Source organism: Pectobacterium aquaticum, assembly GCF_003382565.3.
Taxonomy (GTDB): Bacteria; Pseudomonadota; Gammaproteobacteria; order Enterobacterales; family Enterobacteriaceae; genus Pectobacterium; species Pectobacterium aquaticum.
Genome location: NZ_CP086253.1, coordinates 951519 through 975727, shown reverse-complemented (window position 1 = coordinate 975727; position 24209 = coordinate 951519). Strand labels below are relative to the sequence as shown.

At 54.0% G+C, this 24209-nt stretch carries 16 protein-coding genes; 3 read left to right on the top strand and 13 right to left on the bottom strand.

Features of this window, described 5'->3' with window-relative positions:
* Window positions 1-349: 349 nt before the first annotated feature.
* The 3 genes from bglB to DMB82_RS04495 form a co-directional block, all read right to left on the bottom strand.
* A complete protein-coding gene (gene bglB, locus DMB82_RS04505) occupies window positions 350-1489 on the bottom strand; it encodes a beta-galactosidase BglB (protein ID WP_010309925.1) in 1140 nt (379 codons plus the stop codon).
* Window positions 1490-1532: 43 nt separating this feature from the next.
* Window positions 1533-3092, bottom strand: coding sequence for an MFS transporter (locus tag DMB82_RS04500; protein WP_116162401.1), 1560 nt, complete (start codon window positions 3090-3092; stop codon window positions 1533-1535).
* Between the two features lie 302 nt (window positions 3093-3394).
* On the bottom strand, window positions 3395-4285 hold the full coding sequence (locus DMB82_RS04495; protein WP_102117506.1) for a LysR family transcriptional regulator: 891 nt from the start codon (window positions 4283-4285) through the stop codon (window positions 3395-3397).
* A 158-nt stretch (window positions 4286-4443) separates the two neighbouring features.
* On the opposite strand from DMB82_RS04495, the gene DMB82_RS04490 reads away from it, so the two are divergent.
* The gene (locus tag DMB82_RS04490) at window positions 4444-5862 is read left to right on the top strand and encodes a coniferyl aldehyde dehydrogenase (protein WP_116162403.1); all 1419 of its coding nucleotides are present in this window, start codon (window positions 4444-4446) and stop codon (window positions 5860-5862) included.
* A 47-nt stretch (window positions 5863-5909) separates the two neighbouring features.
* On the top strand, window positions 5910-6587 hold the full coding sequence (locus DMB82_RS04485; protein WP_116162497.1) for a type 1 glutamine amidotransferase domain-containing protein: 678 nt from the start codon (window positions 5910-5912) through the stop codon (window positions 6585-6587).
* A 182-nt stretch (window positions 6588-6769) separates the two neighbouring features.
* Here the strand turns inward: DMB82_RS04485 and eno are convergent, their stop codons facing one another.
* From eno to rlmD, 5 genes are all read right to left on the bottom strand, one after another.
* Window positions 6770-8065: a phosphopyruvate hydratase gene (eno, locus tag DMB82_RS04480; protein WP_116155118.1), complete on the bottom strand. Its 1296-nt coding sequence runs from the start codon at window positions 8063-8065 to the stop codon at window positions 6770-6772.
* Between the two features lie 96 nt (window positions 8066-8161).
* Window positions 8162-9799: a glutamine hydrolyzing CTP synthase gene (gene pyrG, locus DMB82_RS04475; RefSeq protein ID WP_102117503.1), complete on the bottom strand. Its 1638-nt coding sequence runs from the start codon at window positions 9797-9799 to the stop codon at window positions 8162-8164.
* A 226-nt stretch (window positions 9800-10025) separates the two neighbouring features.
* Complete coding sequence (mazG, locus tag DMB82_RS04470; protein ID WP_116162405.1) at window positions 10026-10838, bottom strand: nucleoside triphosphate pyrophosphohydrolase; 813 nt, start codon at window positions 10836-10838, stop codon at window positions 10026-10028.
* A 387-nt stretch (window positions 10839-11225) separates the two neighbouring features.
* Window positions 11226-13460 carry a GTP diphosphokinase gene (gene relA / locus DMB82_RS04465; protein WP_116162411.1) on the bottom strand — a complete coding sequence of 745 codons (2235 nt, stop codon included), beginning with the start codon at window positions 13458-13460 and terminating at the stop codon, window positions 11226-11228.
* Window positions 13461-13510: 50 nt separating this feature from the next.
* A complete protein-coding gene (gene rlmD, locus DMB82_RS04460; protein ID WP_116162413.1) occupies window positions 13511-14863 on the bottom strand; it encodes a 23S rRNA (uracil(1939)-C(5))-methyltransferase RlmD in 1353 nt (450 codons plus the stop codon).
* Window positions 14864-14979: 116 nt separating this feature from the next.
* Between rlmD and barA the strand changes: the two genes are divergently transcribed.
* The gene (gene barA, locus DMB82_RS04455) at window positions 14980-17775 is read left to right on the top strand and encodes a two-component sensor histidine kinase BarA (RefSeq protein ID WP_116162415.1); all 2796 of its coding nucleotides are present in this window, start codon (window positions 14980-14982) and stop codon (window positions 17773-17775) included.
* Between the two features lie 459 nt (window positions 17776-18234).
* Here the strand turns inward: barA and DMB82_RS04450 are convergent, their stop codons facing one another.
* The 5 genes from DMB82_RS04450 to DMB82_RS04430 form a co-directional block, all read right to left on the bottom strand.
* Window positions 18235-19380: a glycerate kinase gene (locus tag DMB82_RS04450; RefSeq protein WP_102117498.1), complete on the bottom strand. Its 1146-nt coding sequence runs from the start codon at window positions 19378-19380 to the stop codon at window positions 18235-18237.
* A 177-nt stretch (window positions 19381-19557) separates the two neighbouring features.
* A complete protein-coding gene (gene garR / locus DMB82_RS04445; RefSeq protein WP_116162417.1) occupies window positions 19558-20442 on the bottom strand; it encodes a 2-hydroxy-3-oxopropionate reductase in 885 nt (294 codons plus the stop codon).
* A gap of 89 nt (window positions 20443-20531) precedes the next feature.
* Window positions 20532-21302, bottom strand: coding sequence for a 2-dehydro-3-deoxyglucarate aldolase (garL, locus tag DMB82_RS04440; RefSeq protein WP_116162419.1), 771 nt, complete (start codon window positions 21300-21302; stop codon window positions 20532-20534).
* 69 nt (window positions 21303-21371) lie between these two features.
* Window positions 21372-22712, bottom strand: coding sequence for a glucarate dehydratase (gudD, locus tag DMB82_RS04435; protein ID WP_102117495.1), 1341 nt, complete (start codon window positions 22710-22712; stop codon window positions 21372-21374).
* A 36-nt stretch (window positions 22713-22748) separates the two neighbouring features.
* On the bottom strand, window positions 22749-24086 hold the full coding sequence (locus DMB82_RS04430) for an enolase C-terminal domain-like protein (RefSeq protein WP_116186507.1): 1338 nt from the start codon (window positions 24084-24086) through the stop codon (window positions 22749-22751).
* Window positions 24087-24209 lie beyond the last annotated feature (123 nt).

Sequence of the window (24209 nt, the reverse complement as noted above, 5' to 3'; positions counted from 1 at the left end):
CATCCCCCTCTTAATCACATTTGTTATGTAGGCTAAGAGAAAGTTTCGTGCGCCATACTGCAGCCATTCATATGCAATATATACACGCGCCCGACGCAGGGCGCTCAGTCGCCGCCGCCCTGCGAACCCAGGCTTCCAGCTAAATTATGCCGCTGCGCGGTTCCATCGGTGCCCATGCCCACTTTTCGAGCCGCCAGCGACATGCTCCCGGCATGGCGCTGGCTTTCGCGACGTCCTGTCGCTCACTCGGCGGTCAAGCGCACCGCTGCATAATTTTTACGCCGGATAACGGCCAAACCATAAAAATTTGCAGCATTTTTATATAAGAGACGGCGCTCACGTTAACCCGTTACAAATAGACCCGCAGGTATTCCGCCAGACACAGAATCGCCATTGCCTGACCGTACGGCATGGAGGTCAAGGCGATGTTGCGGTAGAAATCCAAATCGTTGCCCATCGCGGTGCCGAATGACACCTGCGTCAGTTCACCGTCCTTATTGACGTGATTAATTACGCCGCGAATCGCTTTCTCCGCCACTTCAGCGTAACTCGGGTCCACGTAGCGCTTGCGCACCGCTTTCAGGATCCCGTAGGCAAAACCGGCGGTTGCCGAGCTTTCAAGGTACGAATTCGGATCGTCGATCAGCGTGTGCCACAGGCCGCTGTCATCCTGATATTTCGCCAAGGCTTCAATCTGGCTTTCCAGTACCTGCAACAGGAAGCGGCGCGTGGCGTTATTTTCCGGCAGATCCAGCAGTTCGATAAATTCAGGAATAACGATCGTCAGCCAGCTGTTACCACGTGCCCAGCGAGCCTTCGCGTAGTTGTGTTGTCCTTCGAACGTCCAGCCGTGGAACCACAGGCCGCTTTCGCGATCCATCAGATATTGCACGTGCAGCAGGAACTGATACGTGGCTTCTTCCACAAACTCAGGCCGGTTTAACAGCTTGCCAATTTTCGCCAGCGGCAGCACGCTCATCATCAGCGTGTCATCCCACAGCTGCTGATGGTTTTCGTTGTTATAAACAATATGCTGCAAGCCCTGCTTATCCGTGCGCGGCATTTCGTACATCACCCACTCCGCCCAGCGCTCCAGATACGGCAGCCAGCGCGCATCGCCCGTTTCTTCATAGCGATAAGCCAGCGTCAAAAACGGGCATACGGTGTTCACGTTCTTCGTCGGCGTACCTTCCGCCAGACGCTCGGTAAACCAGTCGTCGATGATGGCGCGCATCTGCTCGTCGCCCGTCTGCTGGTAATACTGGTAAATCCCATACAGCCCGATGCCGTGCGTCCATTCCCAACCCGCCCAGCCTTTGGTATCAATTACCCGACCATCGTCCAGCCGTAACAAAAACTCACCGGTTTTATCCTCAATATTCACCAGATTGTCGGTGATACGGCAAATCAGCGCCTTCAGATCCTCGCGGGAGATGAAGCGTTCTGGCTGACGTAAAAGCGGGCTATGTTTTACACTGAATACGGTCATAGTCATTCATCCAATTGAGTTATCAGTTAACAGTTCAATACAGTTACGACTGCGTGGCGTGCGTGACCGGCTTGTCACCTTTATGGCGGTTCAGATAGCCGATGTTGTTATTGCCCCACAGCGATTCATACGGCATACCCGCCAGCATTTCGACCGTTGCCCGCGCCTGCGGCGTAATCTTCTCCGGCACCGGACGCCCAGCTTCACGCATTTTCAACGTCTCTTCCCGCAGCACGCTGTGCGTTTGCAGATTGAGTTTAAAGCGCAGAGACACCAGGAAGCCCAGCGCCAGCACGCCAACGGTGCCGACGCTCAAAATCATCAGAATCGTGTGGCTAACGCTCGGTGCTTGTACGCTCTGGCCAGACACAAAACCGGAGAGCTGTAACACCACGCCCACCAGCATCACCGCACCAGCCTGAGAGGCTTTGCGAGTCAGCGTCATAATCCCGGCGAAGATCCCTTCGCGACGCTGCGCGGTGATCACTTCATCCACATCCGCGATGTAAGTGTAGGTGTTCCACGGCACGTAGTTGATCCCGCCGCGTCCGATACCCGCCAGCGCAGAAATCAACAGCAATAGAGAGAAGGTGTCATGCAGACCGCTGTACCACAGGACGGCATAGGAAAGCGCACTCACGCCAAACAGGCACACGACCAATCGGTAAGACGGGGCTGGCCCAAAGCGGATACACAGCGGAATCATGCCGATCACCGCAATGAATTGCAGAATCGCCATCGTTCCCATCAGGTTTGACGCCATGGTCGGGCTTTGCATCAGCACAAAAACCACGTAATAGGTGAACACAGCGTTAAACACGTCCTGCGCGATATACCCGCCCAGATACATCCCGAGATGCTGACGGAAAATGCGAATACGCAGCGTGGAAACCAGTTCGACGTTCAGCCGCTTCAGGCTTTGGCCTAACGTCAGAGACTGGCGCTCTTTCTCCGCCCGCAGCGACGCTTCCGACATCTGATCGCGTGGCCGTTCCCAGGTAAAAAGATAGACCAGCGTCAGCACCAGCGCACAGATAACGGAGAACACCAGACTCGAATAGAAGAAGGACACCGAGTTATCTTTGCCAAAGTAGCCCAGCAGGATACCCGGCAGGAACGCGGCCAGAATCGCGGACAACTGCGCCAGCGCGATACGTGCGCCGGAGAACTTGGTCTTTTGTTTGAAGTCATCGGTCATTTCCGGCACCAGCGTTTCATACGGCACCAGCACCATCGTATACACGACATCGAACAGCAGGTACGTCAGCAGATAGTACCAATAGCTCATATCCCCGACCCACATGAAGCTGTAGCTGAACACGAAGGGAATACCGAGCAGAATAAAGAACTTGCGGCGGCCAAAGCGTTTGCCGAGCCAGGTTGAACCGAAGTTATCAGTCAGAAAGCCCATCAGCGGGCTGACGACGGCATCAAGCACACGCGCCATCGCAAAAATAAACGTTGCCTCAATCGGTGTTAAGCCACAGAACGTGGTATAAAAATAGAGTAACCAAGCGGCCGTCAGCGCTGTTGTACCCGCACCAAGAAAGTCCCCTGAACCGTAGGCTAAATAGTTAGCCAAACCTATCTTACGCGTTTTCATCGCCATCCTTCCCCGAACATTTTTAGTTATGAAGGTGTCACGCTGATACGGTAGCGCTCGGCGATCGTGAAAACCTTTGCGCGTTTGCCACCACGTGCCCCACGCTGGCAGCACAGGGAAGATTGGCGCGATCCGCTTCAAAGATTTTATAAAAAGGCATTTTAACTGAACGAAACCAACAGTTCGTTTATGGCGATCACAGGATAGAAGATGGGACGTCAGCAGAAAGAAGGGCAACGTCGCCAGCGGACGTTGCCTTGTGATGCTTTGAAAAATTGGCGTTTTTTGGCAAAAAAATGGCGCTATTCTGCGTGCTGCAACCGCCACAGGAAGGTTTGCCGCGCATGGGCTAAACGCGGTTGGCGCAGTGCGCCCGGTACCCAGGCCAGATAGTAATCCAGTTGCGTGGTGCCGACAGGAGGCGGAATAATGGCAAGCGCCCCCGTATCCAGCAGATCCTGACATAAATACACCGGCATCACCGTCCAACCAAATCCACTGGTTAGCACACGACGCAGCGCACGCAGATCCTGACTCACCACCGCGGGCACCAGTCCCTTATCCTCCATGCGGTTCTTCTTCAACCAGTGATCGATCAGAGGAAATTCAAGGTCATACGCCAGCATCGGTTCCTGCGCCAGCGCCTGCGGCAGATCGCCCGTCTGCAAGAGCCGTTCGACAATCGCGGGAGCCGCCACCGCCTGTAGTGTCGCACTCTTTAACAGATCGCTTTTCAGCCGCTTATCCGTCACCGGATGCGCCGTTATGCCCAAATCACAGTGCCCTTCCAGCAGCATCTGTTTAATTAAATCGCCGTCGCCGGTATGCATATGCACCCGCACGCCCGCCTCAAGCAGCGGCAATAGCTGTTCCGACACCACTTCTGCCATGAAATCCGCATGACCAATGATATGCAGCGTCCCCGCGACGTCCATTGACCTCGCACGGGCAGAAGCCAGCGCTGCTTCCGCTTCATCGAGCTTATCCCCCAGATCCGCCGCCAGATCATCCGCTGCCGACGTTGGCGTTACACCGTTTGCCTGACGCTCAAAGAGACGACGCCCCACCGCCACTTCCAGCCCGGCAATATGCTGCGACACCGCTGGCTGGGTCAGATTGAGCGCGCGCGACGCGCCGCTAATCGAGCGCTGCCGATAGACTTCCACAAACGTGCGTAGACGGATAAGTGACATACGATGATACCTATAAAATTATTTATACCCCTCGAATAATAATCTTGTTGGCGGACGGATCAACCCCTGCCGTATCCTTTATCCCATCTTGAGTGACCCGGAACCCTCGGTTAACTTTCTGTTTTCTCTGGTACTCGACAACGAAAAGGGGACAAAACATGTCGACACAACAATCCCAAAAGGATTTACAAGCCATCCTGAATACGATGAAGCGTGCTCACATTGCATCTGGCCCAGCCGATGCCGCACTGCGTAAAGACCGCTTACAACGCAGCATCAATCTTATCCGTGAAAACCACGCGGCGCTCGCACAGGCCATGAGTGACGATTTCGGCCACCGTAGCTTGTATCAGTCCTTCACCGCTGATCTCGGCACTACGTTGAAGATGCTACAGAACGCCATCGACAACGTTGAGCGTTGGATGCAGCCAGAGCCTGTTGATGAACCCGCTCCCGGCATGCAGGCGTGGATCCAGCATCAGCCTCTGGGCGTGATCGGCGTGATCAGCCCGTGGAACTTCCCGATAAACCTGTCATTCGGCCCGCTGGCTGATATTTTTGTCGCCGGTAATACCGCGATTCTGAAACCGTCAGAACTCACGCCGCGTACGTCTGAACTGCTGGGGGAATTGATTGCCCACTATTTTGATCCGCTGGAATTAGCCGTGGTGCTGGGTGATGCAGAAATCGGTCAGGCATTCAGCGAACTGCCGTTCGATCATCTGGTCTTCACCGGCAGCACCGCCGTTGGGAAACATGTGATGCGCGCAGCAGCAGAGAATCTGGTGCCGGTTACGCTGGAGCTGGGTGGCAAATCACCGGTCGTCATCGATCGTAGCGCAAACATCACCGAAGCCGTTGAACGCACGCTGACGGTGAAAACCTTCAACGCTGGGCAAATCTGCCTGTCACCAGACTATGTTCTGCTGCCCGAAGGCCAGGAGCAGGCTTTCCGCGATGCCGCGAAAGCCTTTATGCAGAAAAGTTTCCCGACGTTACAGGCGAACCCGGATTACACGTCTATCATTGCTGACAGGCATTACGATCGCCTGATTCGTATTCTGAAAGAGGCTGAACAGCAGGGCGCAACTGTCGTCAGTCTGGCACCGGAAGGCGAAGCGCCCTACGATGCGAAAAGCCGCAAGATTGCCCCACATCTGGTGTTCGGCGTACATGATGATATGACGATCATGCAGGAAGAAATTTTTGGCCCGTTGCTGCCGATTAAAACCTATCAGGTAGCAGAGGAACCGATTCACTACATCAATGCGCACCCACGCCCGCTGGCGGCGTATCTGTTCAGCAACGATGAAGCTATGCAGCAACGCTTCGCTGCCAGAACGACATCAGGTGCGCTGGTTATCAACGATGTGATGACGCACGTGTCTATCGACACACTTCCGTTCGGCGGCGTTGGCGCATCCGGTATCGGTGCATACCACGGCGTTCACGGATTCCGCCGTTTCAGCCATGCCAAACCGATTGTCATACAAAGTGAAGATGGTGCGTCTAACCTGACACTGCGTGCGCCTTACCATGAAAAACAAGACGCGATTGTCGCCGTCCTCAAAGGCTAACTGGCGTCTATCCACCCGATCATCCTGCAACAATAGAGAGAAAAATGATGAAAATTTTAATGGTACTGACTTCTCACGACAAACTGGGCAACACGGGCAATAAAACCGGCTTCTGGCTGGAAGAGTTTGCCGCCCCTTATTACACCTTTAAAGACGCAGGCGCCGAGCTGGTGCTCGCCTCCCCTGCGGGCGGCCAGCCGCCTCTCGACCCGAAAAGCGATCTGGCTGATTTTCAAACCGAACTGACACATCGCTTTAAAGCAGACCCGGCTGCGCAGCAGGCACTGGCGAATACGGTAAAACTCGATACCGTCAGCGAACAGGATTTCGATGCCGTCTTCTACCCCGGCGGCCACGGCCCGCTTTGGGATTTGGCAGAATCGCCTGTCTCTATCGCGCTCATCGAAGCCTTTGTACGCGCCAACAAACCGACCGGGTTTGTCTGCCACGCCCCAGGCGTACTGATTCATGTTAAAGCAGAAAATGGCGATGCCCTGATTAAAGGCCGCAAAGTGACGGGCTTCACCAACGGTGAAGAAGAAGCAGTTCAGTTGACGGACGTCGTACCTTTCCTGATTGAGGATGAATTCAAGAAACTCGGCGGACTATACGAAAAAGGCCCAGACTGGGCACCATACCTCGTTGAAGACGGCAAGCTGATCACCGGTCAGAACCCAGCCAGCTCGGAAGTGGTTGCCAAAGCGATTCTCAAACAGCTAGCGTGATCGATACTAGCGGTATCAGAGCGTTTTTCAGCATCGCGTAGCAACGGCCAGTAGGGTGACGGACAAGGATGTCCGTCATAAAAAAATCCAGAAACGTTTTCACGCTTCTGGATTTTTATAGTTAATCACGTTGGCGTATATCAGGCCGTTTTATCCGCGGTCTGACGACACCAGAAACGTAATTACTGACCTTTAACTTCTTTCAGTCCATTGAACGGTGCAGCATCACCCAGCGCTTCTTCGATACGAATCAGCTGGTTGTATTTAGCAACACGGTCAGAACGGCTCATAGAACCCGTTTTGATCTGGCCAGCCGCTGTACCTACTGCCAGATCAGCGATGGTGGCATCTTCAGTTTCGCCTGAACGGTGAGAGATAACAGCCGTGTAGCCTGCATCTTTCGCCATTTTAATTGCAGCCAGCGTTTCGGTCAGAGAACCGATCTGGTTGAATTTAATCAGGATGGAGTTAGCGATGCCTTTCTCGATACCTTCTTTCAGGATCTTGGTGTTGGTTACGAACAGATCGTCACCAACCAGCTGGATTTTGTCGCCCAGAACTTTAGTCTGGTAAGCGAAGCCAGCCCAATCAGATTCGTCCAGACCGTCTTCGATAGAGACGATTGGGTACTGTTTGGTCAGATCTTCCAGGAAGTGGGTGAATTCTTCAGAGGTGAACGCTTTGTTGCCTTCGCCAGCCAGAACGTATTTACCGTCTTTGTAGAATTCAGACGCTGCGCAGTCCATCGCCAACGTGATGTCTTTGCCCAGCTCGTAGCCTGCTGCTTTTACCGCTTCAGCGATAACAGCCAGCGCTTCGGCGTTGGAACCCAGGTTTGGCGCATAGCCACCTTCGTCACCAACAGCTGTACCCATACCTTTGGATTTCAGAACTTTAGCCAGGGTGTGGAACACTTCAGAACCCATACGGATGGCTTCTTTCAGGGTTTTCGCGCCAACAGGCTGAATCATGAACTCTTGGATATCAACGTTGTTATCCGCGTGCTCGCCGCCGTTGATGATATTCATCATTGGCAGTGGCATGGAATATTTACCTGGAGTGCCGTTCAGTTCAGCGATGTGCGCGTACAGTGGCAGGCCTTTTGACGCTGCTGCTGCTTTAGCCGCAGCCAGAGAAACAGCCAGAATGGCGTTAGCACCGAACTTGGATTTGTTCTCAGTACCATCCAGATCGATCATGATCTTGTCGATGTTCGCCTGATCTTTCGCGTCTTTACCCAGTACAGCCTGAGCAATCGGGCCATTAACAGCAGCAACAGCTTTCGTTACGCCTTTGCCCAGAAAACGGGATTTGTCACCGTCACGCAGTTCCAGTGCTTCGCGAGAGCCAGTAGAAGCTCCTGATGGCGCAGCAGCCAGACCTACAAAACCACCTTCCAGATGAACTTCCGCTTCAACAGTTGGGTTTCCGCGTGAGTCGATGATTTCACGGCCGATGACTTTAACAATTTTGGACATTAGATTTTCCTCAGTACAAGTTAAACTAAAACTTTAGATAGAACTAAAACCCTAGACGAGCAACGCGCGATAGATCGCGCGTTGCTGATATAACTCTTACTTCACCTGACGCTTCTGGTACGCGCCAGCGGCTTTGACAAAGCCGGCAAACAGCGGATGTCCATCTCGCGGTGTTGATGTAAATTCCGGGTGGAATTGACAGGCAACGAACCAGGGATGATCGGGTAACTCGACAATCTCCACCAGTTTGCGGTCGGCGGAAAGGCCAGCAACCCGTAATCCCGCCGCTTCAATCTGTTTCAACAGCATGTTGTTAACTTCATAACGATGACGGTGACGTTCGATAATCGTCTGCTCACCGTACATCTGACGCACCAGACTGCCTTCGGTCAGATGGCATTGCTGCCCGCCAACGCGCATGGTGCCGCCCAGATCGCTTGCTTCATCACGGACTTCAACATTGCCGTTCTCATCACGCCATTCTGTAATCAGCGCAACCACCGGGTACTTACAGTCTGGCACAAACTCCGTTGAGTTTGCCCCTTCCATCCCAGCAACGTTACGGGCAAATTCCATTAATGCGACCTGCATCCCCAGGCAAATGCCCAGATAAGGGATCTTGTTCTCACGGGCGTAATTCGCCGACATGATTTTCCCTTCGACGCCACGATAGCCAAAACCGCCCGGAATCAAAATAGCGTCTAAATCTTTCAATACTTCGACACCACGGGTTTCAACATCCTGTGAGTCGATCAGCTTGATATTTACCGTCAGGCGGTTCTTCAACCCACCGTGTTTCAGGGCTTCGATAACAGATTTGTAGGCATCCGGCAGCGCAACATATTTACCGACCATACCGATGGTCACTTCGCCGCCCGGATTGGCTTCTTCATACACAACCTGTTCCCATTCTGACAGGTTGGCTTCGGGGCAATCCAAGCTGAATCGTTTACAAATATAATCGTCCAGCCCCTGTGATTTCAATAGCGACGGGATTTTATAAATCGAATCAATGTCTTTAAGGGAGATTACTGCTTTTTCCGGCACATTACAGAATAAAGCAATTTTTGCTCGCTCGTTGGCAGGCACGGTGCGGTCGGAACGGCAAATCAGCACGTCAGGCTGAATACCGATAGAAAGCAGTTCTTTAACGGAGTGCTGCGTCGGCTTGGTTTTCACTTCACCTGCCGCCGCCAGATACGGCACCAGCGTCAGGTGCATAAACAGGGTGTGCTCGCGGCCCACTTGCACCGCCATCTGCCGAATCGCTTCAAGGAACGGCAAAGATTCGATATCACCAACAGTACCACCGATTTCGACCAGAACGACATCGTGGCCTTCGCCACCTTCAATGATGCGCTCTTTAATCGCGTTGGTGATATGTGGAATCACCTGAATAGTCGCGCCCAGATAGTCACCACGACGCTCTTTGCGCAGGACATCAGAGTAGATACGGCCAGTGGTGAAGTTGTTGCGGCGCGACATTTTAGTGCGGATGAAACGCTCGTAGTGACCCAAGTCCAGATCGGTTTCGGCGCCGTCTTCGGTGACAAACACTTCACCGTGCTGCGTCGGGCTCATCGTGCCCGGATCCACGTTGATGTACGGGTCCAGTTTCATGATGGTAACGTTGAGGCCACGGGCTTCAAGAATAGCCGCCAGAGAGGCTGCGGCAATGCCTTTACCCAGAGAGGAAACGACCCCGCCGGTCACAAAAATATAATTAGTTGTCATGCTGAACCTGAGAGTTTAGGTTTAAAGACGATGGAGGTACCAAGACGGGAAAGTAGTATACCTGAACCTGATGAACGCCACAAATGTTCGTTTTACACAATGTGGCGATTCCAACACACTCTAAGGCGAGGTAAAACCACCCTCACCAAAACCAATAATTACCTTTAATAACAAAGCAATAAATTCATTAAAATCGATAAAAACAGGGTTTGCGATTAAAAACGGATTAATGGTCTATTTCCTGTTTTTTCACCTGCTGCCATGCCGCTTCCATTTCGTCCAGCGTCGCCTGTTCCAGCGTTTTTCCCGATGCCGTAACGATTTGTTCTACCTTACGAAAACGACGCGTAAACTTACGATTCGCCGCCTGTAACGCATTCTCGGCCTTGTGCCCTAGGTGACGAGATAGATTGACTGTGGCGAACAATAAATCACCAATCTCTTCACCTAATTTTTCTTCATCGACAACGGCTTGCCGCGCCTCAAACATCACCTCGTCGATTTCTTCATACACTTTATCGAGCACCGGACCCAGACTGTCCCAATCGAAGCCAACAGAGGCACAACGCTGCTGAATTTTTTGCGCTTTCATTAAGGCAGGCAGCGCATCAGGAATGTCATCCAACGGTGAATGACGATCTTTCTCCGCTCGCTCCTGTGCTTTGGTCTGCTCCCAGTTTGCCAGCACGGCATCGCTGTCCGTCAGCGTCAGATCGCCGAAAATATGCGGGTGGCGGCGTTCCAATTTGTCGCTGATGGCGTTACACACGTCGGAGAAATCGAACAGGCCCTTTTCCTGCGCCATCTGCGCGTAAAACACCACCTGAAACAGCAAATCCCCTAACTCACCGCGCAAATCATCAAAATCCTGACGGCTGATGGCATCCAGCACTTCATACGTTTCTTCCAATGTATAGGGCGCGATAGTGTCAAATGTCTGTTTCTTGTCCCACGGGCAGCCGTTTTCAGGATCGCGCAGAGTTTTCATGATGGCGAGCAGGCGCTCGATGGAGGATACGTTCGTCAAAGGTACAGTCATAATATTCCTGAAAAAATTTGTGTGAAAATAGCAAAATACGGTAGCTAACTTGTGCTGAAAAGCGAAAAGACATCACTATCTTCATTTAAACGGCGTAGAAAATTGTGCTGAGATGCACATGACCGCCGAGTGAGCCGCATGGATGCGGCGAAAGCCTGTGCCGCGTCGGGAACGCGTCACAGGTGGCTCGGCAGCGGGCATGTTCATCGAAGGAACCGCATCGCGGCACAATTCTCGCCAAAAGCCTGGGTTCTGAGGGATGCGGCGTCTGAGCATCCCTCAGTCGGGCGTGGCAATGGTGCCACAAAGAACAATACGGCTAATCACGCACGAAACTGTTCACCACACCTGCCAAGGTTTTCAACTGGCAGATGGTGAAACCAGTATTTACGCCCCCTGCTGGCGCCGCGCATCGATCACATCTGGAAGTTGGTTGAGCTTCGCCAGAATGCGGCTCAACACTTGCAGGTTGTAGATCTCGATATCCATATCAATCGTGGCCAGTTGCTGCTTGGTGTCGCTGCGGCTGGCGACGCCCAGTACATTAACCTTCTCATTCGCCAGAATCGTGGTGATATCGCGCAGCAGCCCGCTACGATCGTTGGCAATCACCCTCACCACCAGCGAATAGCCGCTGGAGTAGCTTTCGCCCCATACCGCATCCACAATGCGTTCCGGCGAACTGGCACGCAGTTCGTCCAACTGTTCACAGTCCGCGCGGTGAATCGAAATGCCCCGTCCGCGCGTGATAAACCCAGTGATCTCATCACCCGGAATCGGCTGGCAGCAGCGGGCAATGTGGTGCATTAGATTGCCTACACCTTCTACCACCACGCGGCCGTTGTCCTTCGTGTTACGTGCCACAGGCTGATGCGATTTTTGCGTCAGTTGGCGCAGCGCTTCACGATCCAGCTCTTCCGCACTCGGCTGTTTTAGCTGCGATTGCAGGAAATTCACCATCTGGTTGAGGCGAACATCGCCGCCGCCGATAGCGGCCAGTAACTCATCCAGCGAATTCACGTTGTAGCGTGGCAGCAGCAGTTTTTCCGCAGCTTTCAGGCTGACACCCAAATGCGCCAGTTCGTCATCCAAAATCTGTCGACCCGCCAGAATGTTCTTGTCGCGATCTTGCTTACGGAACCAGTTCTGAATCTTCGAACGTCCGCGACTGGTGGTGATATACCCCAGATTCGGGTTCAGCCAGTCACGGCTCGGGTTCGGTTGCTTCTGGGTGATAATTTCAATCTGATCGCCCATTTGCAGTTGGTAGGTAAACGGCACGATACGTCCGCCGATTTTCGCCCCGATGCAGCGGTGCCCGATATCGCTGTGGATATGATAGGCAAAATCCAACGGCGTGGAGCCCATGGGGAGATCCACCACATCGCCTTTCGGCGTAAAGACATAAACCCGGTCGTCAAACACCTGACTGCGAACTTCGTCCAGTACGTCATTCGAATCCGCCACTTCTTCCTGCCAGGCAAGCAGTTTACGCAGCCAGGCAATGCGGCCTTCGTAGCCGGAACGCCCGCCGACAGCCGTGCCTTCTTTGTATTTCCAGTGTGCCGCCACGCCCAGTTCAGCATCTTCATGCATCTGACGCGTGCGAATCTGAATTTCAAGCGTCTTACCGCCCGGCCCTAGCACCACCGTGTGGATGGACTGATAACCGTTTGGTTTGGGGTTAGCGACGTAGTCGTCAAACTCGTCCGGCAGATGGCGATAATGGGTATGCACAATACCGAGCGCGCCGTAGCAATCCTGCAAGCGTTCAACGACAATGCGCACTGCGCGCACATCGAACAGCTCATCGAACGACAGCGCCTTCTTCTGCATCTTGCGCCAGATGCTGTAGATATGCTTGGGACGACCATAGATCTCCGCCTGCACGCCCTCTTCTTTCATCGCGTTGCGCAGCGTTTTGACAAAATCGTCAATGTACTGCGCGCGATCGATACGGCGTTCGTGCAGCAGCTTGGCGATTTTTTTATATTCATCAGGATGCAGATAGCGGAAGCAGAAATCCTCCAGCTCCCACTTCAACTGGCCGATACCCAGGCGGTTAGCCAGCGGCGCATAGATATTGGTACACTCTTTGGCTGCCAACACCCGTTCTTCTTCCGGGGCATCCTTCACTTCACGCAGATGCGCGATCCGCTCCGCGAGTTTGATCACCACGCAGCGGAAATCTTCCACCATCGCCAGCAGCATGCGGCGGATGTTATCGACCTGCTCAGACGCGCCGGAATCATTCTGCGTCGCTTTGAGCTGGCGAATTGCATCCATATCGCGCACGCCATGCACCAAATCAACGATGTTTTTCCCAAACGCGGCTTCTAGCGTCGCCTCATCGACCACGTTCGCATCGGCCAGCGGAAAAAGCAGCGCCGCGCGCATGCTGTCATTATCCATGCTGAGTGTGGAAAGGATTTCCACCATTTCGATGCCACGCCACAGCAGTAGCGGCGCATCAGCGTGATCTTGCGTTTGCTGCTCACAATAACGCCAGGTTTCGGCTAAACGTTCACACGATTGCTGACTGGCAATACCCAGTGAAGCAATCCACGCGTCAGGGACGAACTCACCTTCCGTATTCAAATGCGCACTTCTTACCGCAACCATAATTTCTCCCTACGTTACCCTTCACCTTGCAAATGATGCGTTTTTGCTGGTTATTGCGCCTTCCGCGTGCCCGTATCGTGCAAAAACAGTGCCATCGATTCAAGGTGACCGGTATGTGGAAACATATCCAACATGGCGACATTCGCCAGTCTAAAACCCGCAGCCAGTAAGACTTTGCTGTCGCGCGCTAGCGTCGTGGCGTTACAGGAAACATACACCACCCGTTTAGGTGCCAGTCTGGTTATCTGCTCCATCACGCCTGCCGCGCCCGCACGTGCCGGATCAAGTAATATCTTATCAAAACCCTGAACCGCCCACGGCTGCTGCGTGACATGATCTTCAAGATTTTGGTGAAAAAATGTGACATTGGACAACCCATTGCGTCGGGCATTTTCGCGTCCTTTCTCGACTAACGCGGTCACCCCTTCAACGCCGACGACGCTCGCGGCATGCTGTGCCAGCGGCAGCGTGAAGTTACCCATGCCACAAAACAGATCTAATATTCTATCCTGCGGTTGCACATCCAGCCATGCCAGCGCCTGCGCGACCATCTGCTGGTTCACCGCGTCATTAACCTGAATAAAATCGCGCGGGCTAAAGGCCAGCGTCAGCCCAGCAACGTGATAAACCGGCTCTTCGCCCTGTAGACACGTCAGCAAATCGGCATCCGGTGCCAGATAAACCGAAACGCCCTGCTGCTGCGCAAAATCACGCAGTGCCTGCTGATCCGATGAATGGAGTGGATCAAGGTGCCTCAGCACCAGCAGCGGACCGTTATCCGCTTGCACCAGTTCTACATGCCCAAGGCGCTTCACCGCCTTTAATCGACTCAGGCAGTCGCGCAGCGGTTGCAGCAATGCTTCAAGCTCGGGGCGCAACACCGGACAGGCTTTGATATCCACCAGATCGTGAGAATTTGACTGCCGATAGCCCATCAACAGACGCTGCTCTTTTGCCTGAAAGTATAACGCAAGCCGCGCGCGCCTCCGATAGGCATAAGGTGTGCCAGCAATCAGCGAGGCTTCAGACAGCTCCACGCCCGTTTCCCGCGTCATCAGACGCATCAATGCAGCCGTTTTGCTGCTCTGTTGCAGCGCAATGTCCGCGTGCTGCTGCTGGCAGCCGCCACAGCGGGTAAAATGCGGACACGGCGGTGCGACGCGCTGCGGGCTAGGCGTCAGAAGGCGTTTAAGTTTTGCATGCGAAAACTGACGCTTTTCTTCTGTCAGTTGGACCTCGGCCTGCTCTCCCGGCAGTACCCCCGTGACAAACACCGTCTTGCCTTCGTGACGCGCCACCCCCTGCCCAAACGGATCAAGCGACGTGACCGTAACAGTGAGGTTCTTAGCAGGAATCGCTTTCCGGGTCGTCACACGCCGGTTTGGAGAGTAGAATTGCGCCATAATGTACTATCGATTTTCTCTTGAGTTGAACGGCTGTAATCGGTACATGCAGTACCCGATAACTAATTACATCATTGGGTGCTCAGCATCCTCTAATTCTCCCACATTGGAACCTCATGACCAAATACAGTCTTCGTGCACGGATGTTGATACTGATTTTGGCACCGACGCTAATGATCGGGCTGCTGCTGAGTTCGTTCTTCGTGATTCATCGTTACAATCAGTTGCAGTCGCAGTTGGCCGATTCAGGCGCCAGTATCATTGAGCCGCTGGCAACCATCAGCGCTTACGCCATTACCCATCGCCAGATGGACACGATTCCAGCATTAATCAATACGCTTCATCGCCGCCACTCCGCGATTATTCGTACCATTAGCGTGTTCGATGCGCGTAATCAGCTTCTGGCCACCACCAACGTACGCAACAACGTGACATTGCAGTCGCTCAGCAACGATGTACTTGCACACAATAAACTGCACCTGCACCACACGAATGACGCGCTGATTCTGCACATCCCGATCGTCAATGACAGCGAATTCATGCCGGGCGGAACGACTCCGGTGCTGCCCAGTACCGCGACACCTCTCGGCTATCTGGTGATCGAGCTGGATACCAGCCCCATTCGGCTTCAGCAGTATCAGGAAATCTTCATCGCCGCGCTCCTGCTGCTGCTCTGTTTGGGTGCCGCCGTCATCTTTGCCTATCGTCTGATGCGGGATGTCACCACCCCGATTCGTAATATGGTGGATACCGTTGACCGCATTCGCCGTGGGCAGTTGGATAGCCGGGTCGAAGGTTACATGCTCGGCGAGCTGGATATGCTGAAAAACGGCATCAACTCGATGGCGATGTCGCTGACCGCCTACCACGAAGAAATGCAGCAAAATATCGATCAGGCGACCTACGATCTGCGGGAAACACTGGAGCAGATGGAGATCCAAAACGTCGAGTTGGATCTGGCCAAAAAGCGCGCGCAGGAAGCCGCCCGTATCAAGTCTGAGTTTCTGGCAAATATGTCGCACGAACTGAGAACGCCACTAAATGGCGTGATCGGTTTCACCCGCCAGACGTTGAAGACGCCGCTGAACACCACGCAGACGGACTATCTACGCACCATCGAGCGGTCTGCCAATAACTTGCTGAATATTATTAACGATGTGCTGGATTTCTCGAAGCTAGAAGCCGGAAAGCTGGTGCTGGAGGATATTCCGTTCTCCCTGCACAACACGCTGGACGACGTGGTGATGCTGCTGGCGCACACGGCACATGAAAAAGGATTGGAGCTGACGCTCAGTATTCAGAATGACGTGCCCGAACAGTTTGTCGGCGATCCACTGCGGATACAGCAAATCATCACCAACCTGCTGGGCAACGCGATTAAATTTACCGAACAGGGCAATATCGATATTCGGGTGGAGAAGCGCCGGCAGGAACCACATCAGGTGCAGCTAGAGGTGCAAATACGCGATACCGGTATCGGTATCGCCGAGTTGCAGCAATCGCAGTTGTTCCAGGCTTTCCGCCAGGCCGACACCAGTATTTCGCGCCGTCATGGCGGCACGGGTCTCGGGCTGGTCATCACCCAGCGTCTGGTCAAAGAGATGGGTGGCGACATCAGTTTTCAGAGCGAACTCAACAAGGGATCGACCTTCTGGTTCCATATCACGCTGCCGCTCAATCCGCACGCGATACCGACCGAGTCCGCCTACACGATGCTGCAAGGCAAGCATCTGGCGTACGTTGAGTCCCATCCTATTGCCGCACAGGCCACGCTGGACATCCTGAGCCAGACGCCGCTTATCGTGAGCTACAGCCCGACGTTTGAGCAACTGCCGGAAGGGGGATTCGATATCCTGCTGCTCGGTATTCCCGTCCAATATCGCAACTCTCTGCTCGACTACACTCCCAGACTGCGCGATATCTGCCGCCGTTCGCCTTATGTGATTCTGGCGCTGCCCAGCCTCGCGCAAATGGATGCCGAGCAGTTGAAAACCTTCGGCGTACATGCCTGCCTGAGTAAACCGCTCGCCGCGTCACGCCTGCTGCCGCTGTTACACGACAGCACGCTGTTCCAGCTCTCTTTTCTGTCGGATGCCGCCGCACCAAACCAGAGTGCAATGCGACATCCTGCCCGTTTGCCACTGAGGGTGATGGCGGTGGACGACAACCCAGCTAATCTGAAACTGATCGGTACGCTGCTGGAAGAGCAGGTCGAGACGATTATCCTGTGCGAAAGCGGACAAGATGCGATTGCACAGGCAGAACGGAATCAGTGCGACATTATCCTCATGGATATTCAGATGCCGGGTATGGACGGCATTTGCGCCAGCGAATTGATCCGTCAGATCCCTCACCATGCCACCACGCCTATCATTGCGGTGACAGCGCAGACCATGACGGGGGAACGTGAGCATCTGCTGCGTTCGGGTATGGATGACTATTTGGCTAAGCCGATAGACGAACAGATGCTGAAAAGCGTGCTGACACGCCATGCGAGGAGAGATCCGTTGAAGCGCTACCGAGGCGATATCATAGGTTTACTGAGTGAGCACAACGATAGCCAGCTATCGCTCGACTGGGCGCTGGCGCAGCAACAGGCAGCCAACAAACCGGAACTGGCGCGCGACCTGCTGCAAATGCTGTTGGATTTCTTGCCAGAGGTTCAGCGGAAGATAGAAAACGTGCTGAAGGGGCAGACGGATGATGGCATCATCGAGCTGGTTCATAAACTGCACGGCAGTTGCAGCTACAGCGGCGTCCCGCGTCTGCAACGCATCTGCCGCTATCTGGAACAACAGTTGCGTAAAGGCGTTCACGCCAGCGATCTGGAACCCGAATGGCTAGAGCTGCTGGACGAAATAGACAACGTCAACAAAGCCGCCCAGCCGCATATCAAACCGATGCATTCGTAATCAATATCCCAGCATAGACCTGTATTTTTGTCACATGCTATGTGGATGCAGAGACCGTTTCGTGCGCTTACAATATGGCTATTTCATGCTCCTCCGCAGCACGCGCCCGACACGGGACGGCTCACACGCCGCTCGCCCCGTGACCCCAGGCTTTCGGCGGAAATTATGCCGCTAACGCGGTACCTTCGTCGATATCCGGCTTAACGGACCGCTTGCGACACGTTCCCTACGTGGCGCAAGCTTTCACCGCGTCCTGCGGCTCATCCTAAGCCAGCTATCTCCTCAGCATAATTTTTTACGCCGGATAACGGCAAAAACCACAATGTCGCTGCATTCGTATAAGAAACAGCAGCCTGACAGAGGGAGCACCTAACGCTGAACGTTTAAGGGACGAGCGCACGAAACCCTCTATCAGTCTGCATAAAATATGTAGATAAAAGGCACTGACTAACCGTAGCATTATCGCGACACAGACTGCGCTAGTCGGATCGTGGCCGCGATATTACGTGCCGTCATCCGTACATTCTCTGCCGCATTATCCAGCGCTTCTTCGAGTGAGCAGATGTTGTAAAGCACGCTGAATACGGCATCCAGACCATGTTCATGTACCACGCCGACATCTGCCGTCAGGCTGCCAGCAATGCCAATCACCGGTTTATTATACTGTTTGGCAATCCGCGCCACACCAATCGGTACTTTGCCGTGGATCGTCTGGCTGTCGATGCGCCCTTCCCCGGTAATCACCAGCGTGGCATCTCGTACCAGTTCATCAAGCCCCAACGCTTCCGTGACAATTTCAATGCCCTGACGTAGCTCAGCGCCGCAAAAAGCCTGTAGCGCCGCCCCCATACCGCCCGCCGCCCCCGCACCGGGAACATGTTCCACGTCCATGTCCAGATCGTGGCGAATCACCGCCGCATAATGCTTCAGCCCATTATCCAGCTGTTCAATCATCTCCGGCGTTGCCCCTTTCTGGGGGCCAAAAATCGCCGACGCACCCTGTTTCCCCGTCAACGGGTTGGTCACATCACAGGCCACTTCAAAGCGACAATTTTTAATACGCTCATCCAGCTCGCTGATATCAATGCGAGCAAGTTTGTCGAGTTCACCCCCGCCAAAACCGATCTGTTCGCCCTGCTTATCCAACAACTTCGCGCCCAGCGCCTGCACCATGCCCGACCCGCCGTCATTGGTTGCGCTCCCGCCAATCCCGATGATGCAGTGCCGAACACCGTGATCTAACGCGCAGCGAATCAACTCGCCTGTGCCATAGCTGGTGGTTTTCAACGGATTACGCAGTTGCGAAGGCACACGTTCCAGACCACTCGCCGCCGCCATCTCAATAAAAGCCGTTTTTTCATCTCCAGACAGGCCAAAGAACGCATCGATGTTATCGCCTAACGGTCCTGTCACCTTAACATTCACAATCTTGCCATCGGTCGCAGCGACCATGGCTTCAACGGTGCCTTCCCCACCATCTGCAACAGGCAATTTGACATAGCAGGCATCGGGAAATATTTCACGAAATCCCTTTTCAATCTGCGTAGCAACCTCTTGAGCAGACAGGCTCTCTTTATAAGAATCCGGTGCGATCACTATTTTCATAAACGATCCGATTTCATCAACGTTCCGATTGCATCAATAATCCGCGCGCTCATGAAACGGCGCTTATACCTGCCAACGTTCAGGGCAGCAGACCCTGAAACCCAGTAGGTAGATCAGAGTGATTATCTGCCAGTCGGCTGGCATCCTGTGCCAGCCTCGTGACTATCGCTTCACGGCTTATCGCGTAACTTCAACTTTGGCCAGCTTCTCGTAGTAACACGCCAGCGCACTGTGGTCGGCCGATCCCAGATCGTCCGCTTTCAGCGCCTGCATCATTTCCATCACCGCCGCCGTTAACGGCAACTGTGCGCCGACGCCGTGTGAGGTATCCAGCGCATTCGCCAAATCTTTGATATGCAGATCGATGCGGAAACCTGGCTTAAAGTTACGATCCATCACCATCGGCGCTTTCGCATCCAGTACGGTGCTGCCCGCCAATCCACCGCGGATCGCCTGATAAACCAGATCTGGGTTAACGCCTGCCTTCGTCGCCAGCACAAGCGCCTCGGACATGGCGGCAATGTTCAGCGCCACAATCACCTGATTCGCCAGTTTGGTCACGTTCCCTGCACCGATATCACCAGTATGTACAACAGAACCCGCCATGGATTTCAGAATCTCAAAGCAGCGATCAAACTGGGCTTTGTCGCCACCGACCATCACAGACAGCGTGCCGTCGATCGCTTTAGGCTCACCGCCACTGACCGGCGCGTCCAGCATAGCGATCTCTTTCGCCGCCAGTGCGGTCGCAATTTCACGGCTGGCAAGCGGGGCGATTGAACTCATATCCACCACAATGCTTCCAGCGCGCGCACCGTCGATGACGCCGTTTTCACCCAGCACCACCTCTTTAACGTGTGGAGAGTTAGGCAGCATGGTGATGATGACATCGCACTGCTCTGCAACCTGTTTCGGCGTTGTAGCCGCCGTGGCACCCGCCGCAACCACTTCCGCGACCGCGTCCAGATTTCTGTCCATCACGACTAATGAGTAACCTGCTTTCAGCAGATTTTTACTCATCGGTTTTCCCATGATGCCCAATCCAATAAAACCAATTTTCATCGCCCTAACCTCATTGTCTGATGTAGATATCACTTCAATTCACGATGAACCCGCCTCATAGCGGATCCGATTCGCACGGAATGACAGAATTACTTCTTGTATTTGTCGCTCAGCGCCTGTGTTGCGCTGCGGAACACACCCAGATCGCTACCGACGGCAACGAAGCTTGCGCCCCATTCCAGGTAGCGACGCGCATCGGCTTCAACCGGTGCCAGAATGCCGCACGGCTTGTTATGCGCCGCCGCACGATCGAAGATGTGGCGAATCGCTTTCTGCACGTCAGGGTGGTTAGGCTGACCGAGGTAGCCCAGCGCCGCAGACAGGTCGCTCGGACCAACAAACACGCCGTCTACGCCGTCTACGGCAATAATTGCATCCAGATTGTCGAGGCCGTCCTGACTTTCGATTTGCACTACGACGGTAATGTTGTCGTTAATCTTGGCGAAATAGTCCGGTTCGGTGCCATAGCCGTTGCTACGGTGCGCCACGGAAACGCCGCGGATGCCCGCTGGCGGATAACGGGTTGACGCGACCGCACGCGCGGCTTCTTCCGCCGTTTCCACGAAAGGAATCAGGAAGTTATTGAACCCGATATCCAGCAGTCGCTTGATGATGATTGGCTCATTGCACGGCGGACGAACGACGGGCGCGCTGTGGCTGCCTTTCAACGCCATGAGCTGAGGAATAAACGTCACGATATCGTTAGGCGCATGTTCTCCATCCAGCACCAGCCAGTCGAATCCCGCCAGCCCCAGCACTTCAGTTGAAATCGGGTTGCCCAGCGCACACCAGCAGCCAATCAACGTTTTCCCCTGCTGCAAATCTTGGCGAAAACGGTTAGGTAACAGCGGAGTCTTCATTTTTTATCCTCGGTCATTCCAGCGCCGCTTGCCTGAAGCGGCGCGCTCAAAAAACGGAAAATCAGAACGTTAGCGAACCAGACACGGACGTTTATTATCAAACGTCCACTCAGGAATAAGGTACTGCATTCCCATGGCGTCGTTACGTGCGCCTAATCCCATGTTTTTATACAGTTCGTGTGCTTTCATCACTTGGTCCATATCCAGCTCGACGCCCAGACCCGGTTTCTTCGGCACTTCCACCATGCCGCCAACAATCTGCAACGGTTCTTTCGTCAGGCGTTGGTTGCCTTCCTGCCAGATCCAGTGCGTATCAATCGCCGTAATCTTGCCCGGAGCCGCCGCCGCGACCTGAGTAAACATGGCCAGTGAAATATCAAAGTGGTTATTGGAGTGAGAACCCCAGGTTAAGCCCCATTCGTGGCACATCTGCGCCACACGTACGGAACCTTGCATCGTCCAGAAGTGCGGATCGGCCAACGGAATATCGACCGATTGCAGCGAAATGGTGTGCCCCATCTGTCGCCAGTCGGTGGCGATCATGTTGGTCGCAGTAGGCAGCCCTGTCGCACGGCGGAATTCCGCCATCACTTCACGACCGGAGAAACCTTGCTCCGCGCCACACGGATCTTCTGCATACGCCAGCACGCCACGAAGCTGTTTGCCCAGACCGATGGCTTCATCCAGCGACCAGGCACCGTTTGGATCCAGCGTGATGCGGGCCTGCGGGAAGCGTTTCGCCAGCGCGGTCACTGCTTCAGCCTCTTCGCTACCGGCTAGTACGCCGCCTTTCAGTTTGAAATCGTTGAAACCGTATTTTTCGTAGGCGGCTTCAGCCAGACGCACGATGGTTTCTGGCGTCAGCGCTTCTTCGTGACGCAGGCGATACCAGTCGCATTTCTCGTTAGCCTGACTCTGGTAAGGCAGATCGGTTTTATTACGATCGCCAATGTAGAACAGATAACCCAGCATCTCGACGGCATCACGCTGCTGCCCATCACCCAGCAGCGAGGCCACGCTGACGTTGAGGAATTGCCCCAGCAGATCGAGCATGGCCGCTTCGATCCCCGTGACGACATGGATGGTGGTACGCAGATCAAATGTCTGCAAACCGCGCCCGGAAGCATCGCGGTCGGCGAACTGCGCACGCACCGCCGTCATCACATTTTTGTATTCGCCCAGCGTTTTGCCCACCACCAGCGCGGCAGCATCTTCCAGCGTCTGACGGATTTTCTCACCGCCGGGAATTTCTCCGACACCGGTATTCCCGGCGTTATCTTTCAGAATCACAATGTTGCGAGTGAAATAAGGTGCATGTGCGCCACTCAGGTTGAGCAACATACTGTCGTGACCTGCAACCGGAATAACCTGCATGTGGGTAATCACCGGAGTTGAACTTTGCAATGTCATTTTCTTATCCTTTCTCTCTAATTTTTCACTGTAGGGTTAGCGGCCAAAAACCGGGCGTTTACGATCAAATTTCCAACCAGGAATCAGGTACTGCATGGCGACGGCATCATTACGTGCCCCGCTCGGTAATTTTTTGTAGAGATCGTGAGCCTTCATGACCTGTTCCCTATCCAGCTCAATTCCCAGACCGGGACGATCCGGCACCTTAATTTTGCCGTTGACGATTTGCAGTGGCTCTTTGGTCAGATGCTGCCCTTCCTGCCAGATCCAGTGCGTATCAATCGCCGTCGGGTTACCCGGTGCCGCAGCCCCCACGTGCGTGAACATCGCCAGAGAGATATCGAAGTGGTTATTGGAATGGCAGCCCCACGTCAGGCCCCACTCATCACACAGTTGGGCGACGCGCACTGCACCGTGCATCGTCCAGAAATGCGGATCGGCCAGCGGAATATCGACCGCCTGCAACATCACCGCATGGTTCATTTCGCGCCAGTTGGTTGCAATCATGTTGGTCGCGACTGGCAGCCCAGTGGCGCGGCGGAATTCCGCCATCACTTCACGACCGGAGAAACCTTGCTCGGCACCGCACGGGTCTTCCGCATAGGTCAGAATGCCCTTCATGTCTTTGCACAAACCAATCGCTTCATCCAGCAGCCAGGCACCGTTTGGATCGACGGTAATACGCGCATCTGGGAAACGCTTTTTCAACGCTTTCACGGCATCGATTTCCTGCTCGCCGGGCAGTACACCACCTTTGAGTTTGAAATCTTTAAATCCGTAGCGGTCAGTGGTGGCTTCGGCCAAACGCACAATCGCGTCGCTGTCCATCGCCTGCTGGTGACGCAGGTGATACCACTCGTGCTTGCCTTTTTCGCCAGCTAAATAAGGTAGATCCGTCTTCGTGCGATCGCCGATATAGAACAGATAACCGAGCACGGTGACTTCATCACGCTGTTTACCCGGCCCCAGCAGTTCGGCAACGGGGACACCCATGAATTGCCCCAGCAGATCGAGCAACGCAGCTTCGAGTGCTGCCACCGCATTCACGCGCAGTTCAAACGTCCAGGCACCTTTGCCAAAGGAATCAAAATCAGAAGACTGGTTGCCGACATGGATGTCATGAACCAGACGGTTCATGCGGGCGATTTGTTCGCCTTTCACACGGGGAATGGCTTCAACCAGCGTGTTGTAAATGACGTCGCCACCGGGCGCTTCGCCGACACCGGTATGCCCAGCGCTGTCGGTTAAAATGACGAGGTTACGCGTGAAGTAAGCACCATGCGCACCGCCAATGTTCAGCAACATGCTGTCATAGCCCGCAACGGGGATGACTTTCATGTCAGTAATCACAGGCGTCGCTGAAAAGTGTGTCATGACAGGCTCCCGTCATGAATGGAGCGCACAGGATTGACGCTTAGGTTTCCGATGGTTGCCACAACGCAGAGGCGCGCTGAGGCGGATGAAAATAATTCAGTCATACAGAAATAAAAAACAGAT

Bases quoted from the DNA above. Each gene is read 5' to 3' on its own strand.
- bglB (WP_010309925.1), bottom strand. From the start codon at position 1,489: ATGACCGTATTCAGTGTAAAACATAGCCCGCTTTTACGTCAGCCAGAA.
- DMB82_RS04500 (WP_116162401.1), bottom strand. From the start codon at position 3,092: ATGAAAACGCGTAAGATAGGTTTGGCTAACTATTTAGCCTACGGTTCA.
- DMB82_RS04495 (WP_102117506.1), bottom strand. From the start codon at position 4,285: ATGTCACTTATCCGTCTACGCACGTTTGTGGAAGTCTATCGGCAGCGC.
- DMB82_RS04490 (WP_116162403.1), top strand. From the start codon at position 4,444: ATGTCGACACAACAATCCCAAAAGGATTTACAAGCCATCCTGAATACG.
- DMB82_RS04485 (WP_116162497.1), top strand. From the start codon at position 5,910: ATGAAAATTTTAATGGTACTGACTTCTCACGACAAACTGGGCAACACG.
- eno (WP_116155118.1), bottom strand. From the start codon at position 8,065: ATGTCCAAAATTGTTAAAGTCATCGGCCGTGAAATCATCGACTCACGC.
- pyrG (WP_102117503.1), bottom strand. From the start codon at position 9,799: ATGACAACTAATTATATTTTTGTGACCGGCGGGGTCGTTTCCTCTCTG.
- mazG (WP_116162405.1), bottom strand. From the start codon at position 10,838: ATGACTGTACCTTTGACGAACGTATCCTCCATCGAGCGCCTGCTCGCC.
- relA (WP_116162411.1), bottom strand. From the start codon at position 13,460: ATGGTTGCGGTAAGAAGTGCGCATTTGAATACGGAAGGTGAGTTCGTC.
- rlmD (WP_116162413.1), bottom strand. From the start codon at position 14,863: ATGGCGCAATTCTACTCTCCAAACCGGCGTGTGACGACCCGGAAAGCG.
- barA (WP_116162415.1), top strand. From the start codon at position 14,980: ATGACCAAATACAGTCTTCGTGCACGGATGTTGATACTGATTTTGGCA.
- DMB82_RS04450 (WP_102117498.1), bottom strand. From the start codon at position 19,380: ATGAAAATAGTGATCGCACCGGATTCTTATAAAGAGAGCCTGTCTGCT.
- garR (WP_116162417.1), bottom strand. From the start codon at position 20,442: ATGAAAATTGGTTTTATTGGATTGGGCATCATGGGAAAACCGATGAGT.
- garL (WP_116162419.1), bottom strand. From the start codon at position 21,302: ATGAAGACTCCGCTGTTACCTAACCGTTTTCGCCAAGATTTGCAGCAG.
- gudD (WP_102117495.1), bottom strand. From the start codon at position 22,712: ATGACATTGCAAAGTTCAACTCCGGTGATTACCCACATGCAGGTTATT.
- DMB82_RS04430 (WP_116186507.1), bottom strand. From the start codon at position 24,086: ATGACACACTTTTCAGCGACGCCTGTGATTACTGACATGAAAGTCATC.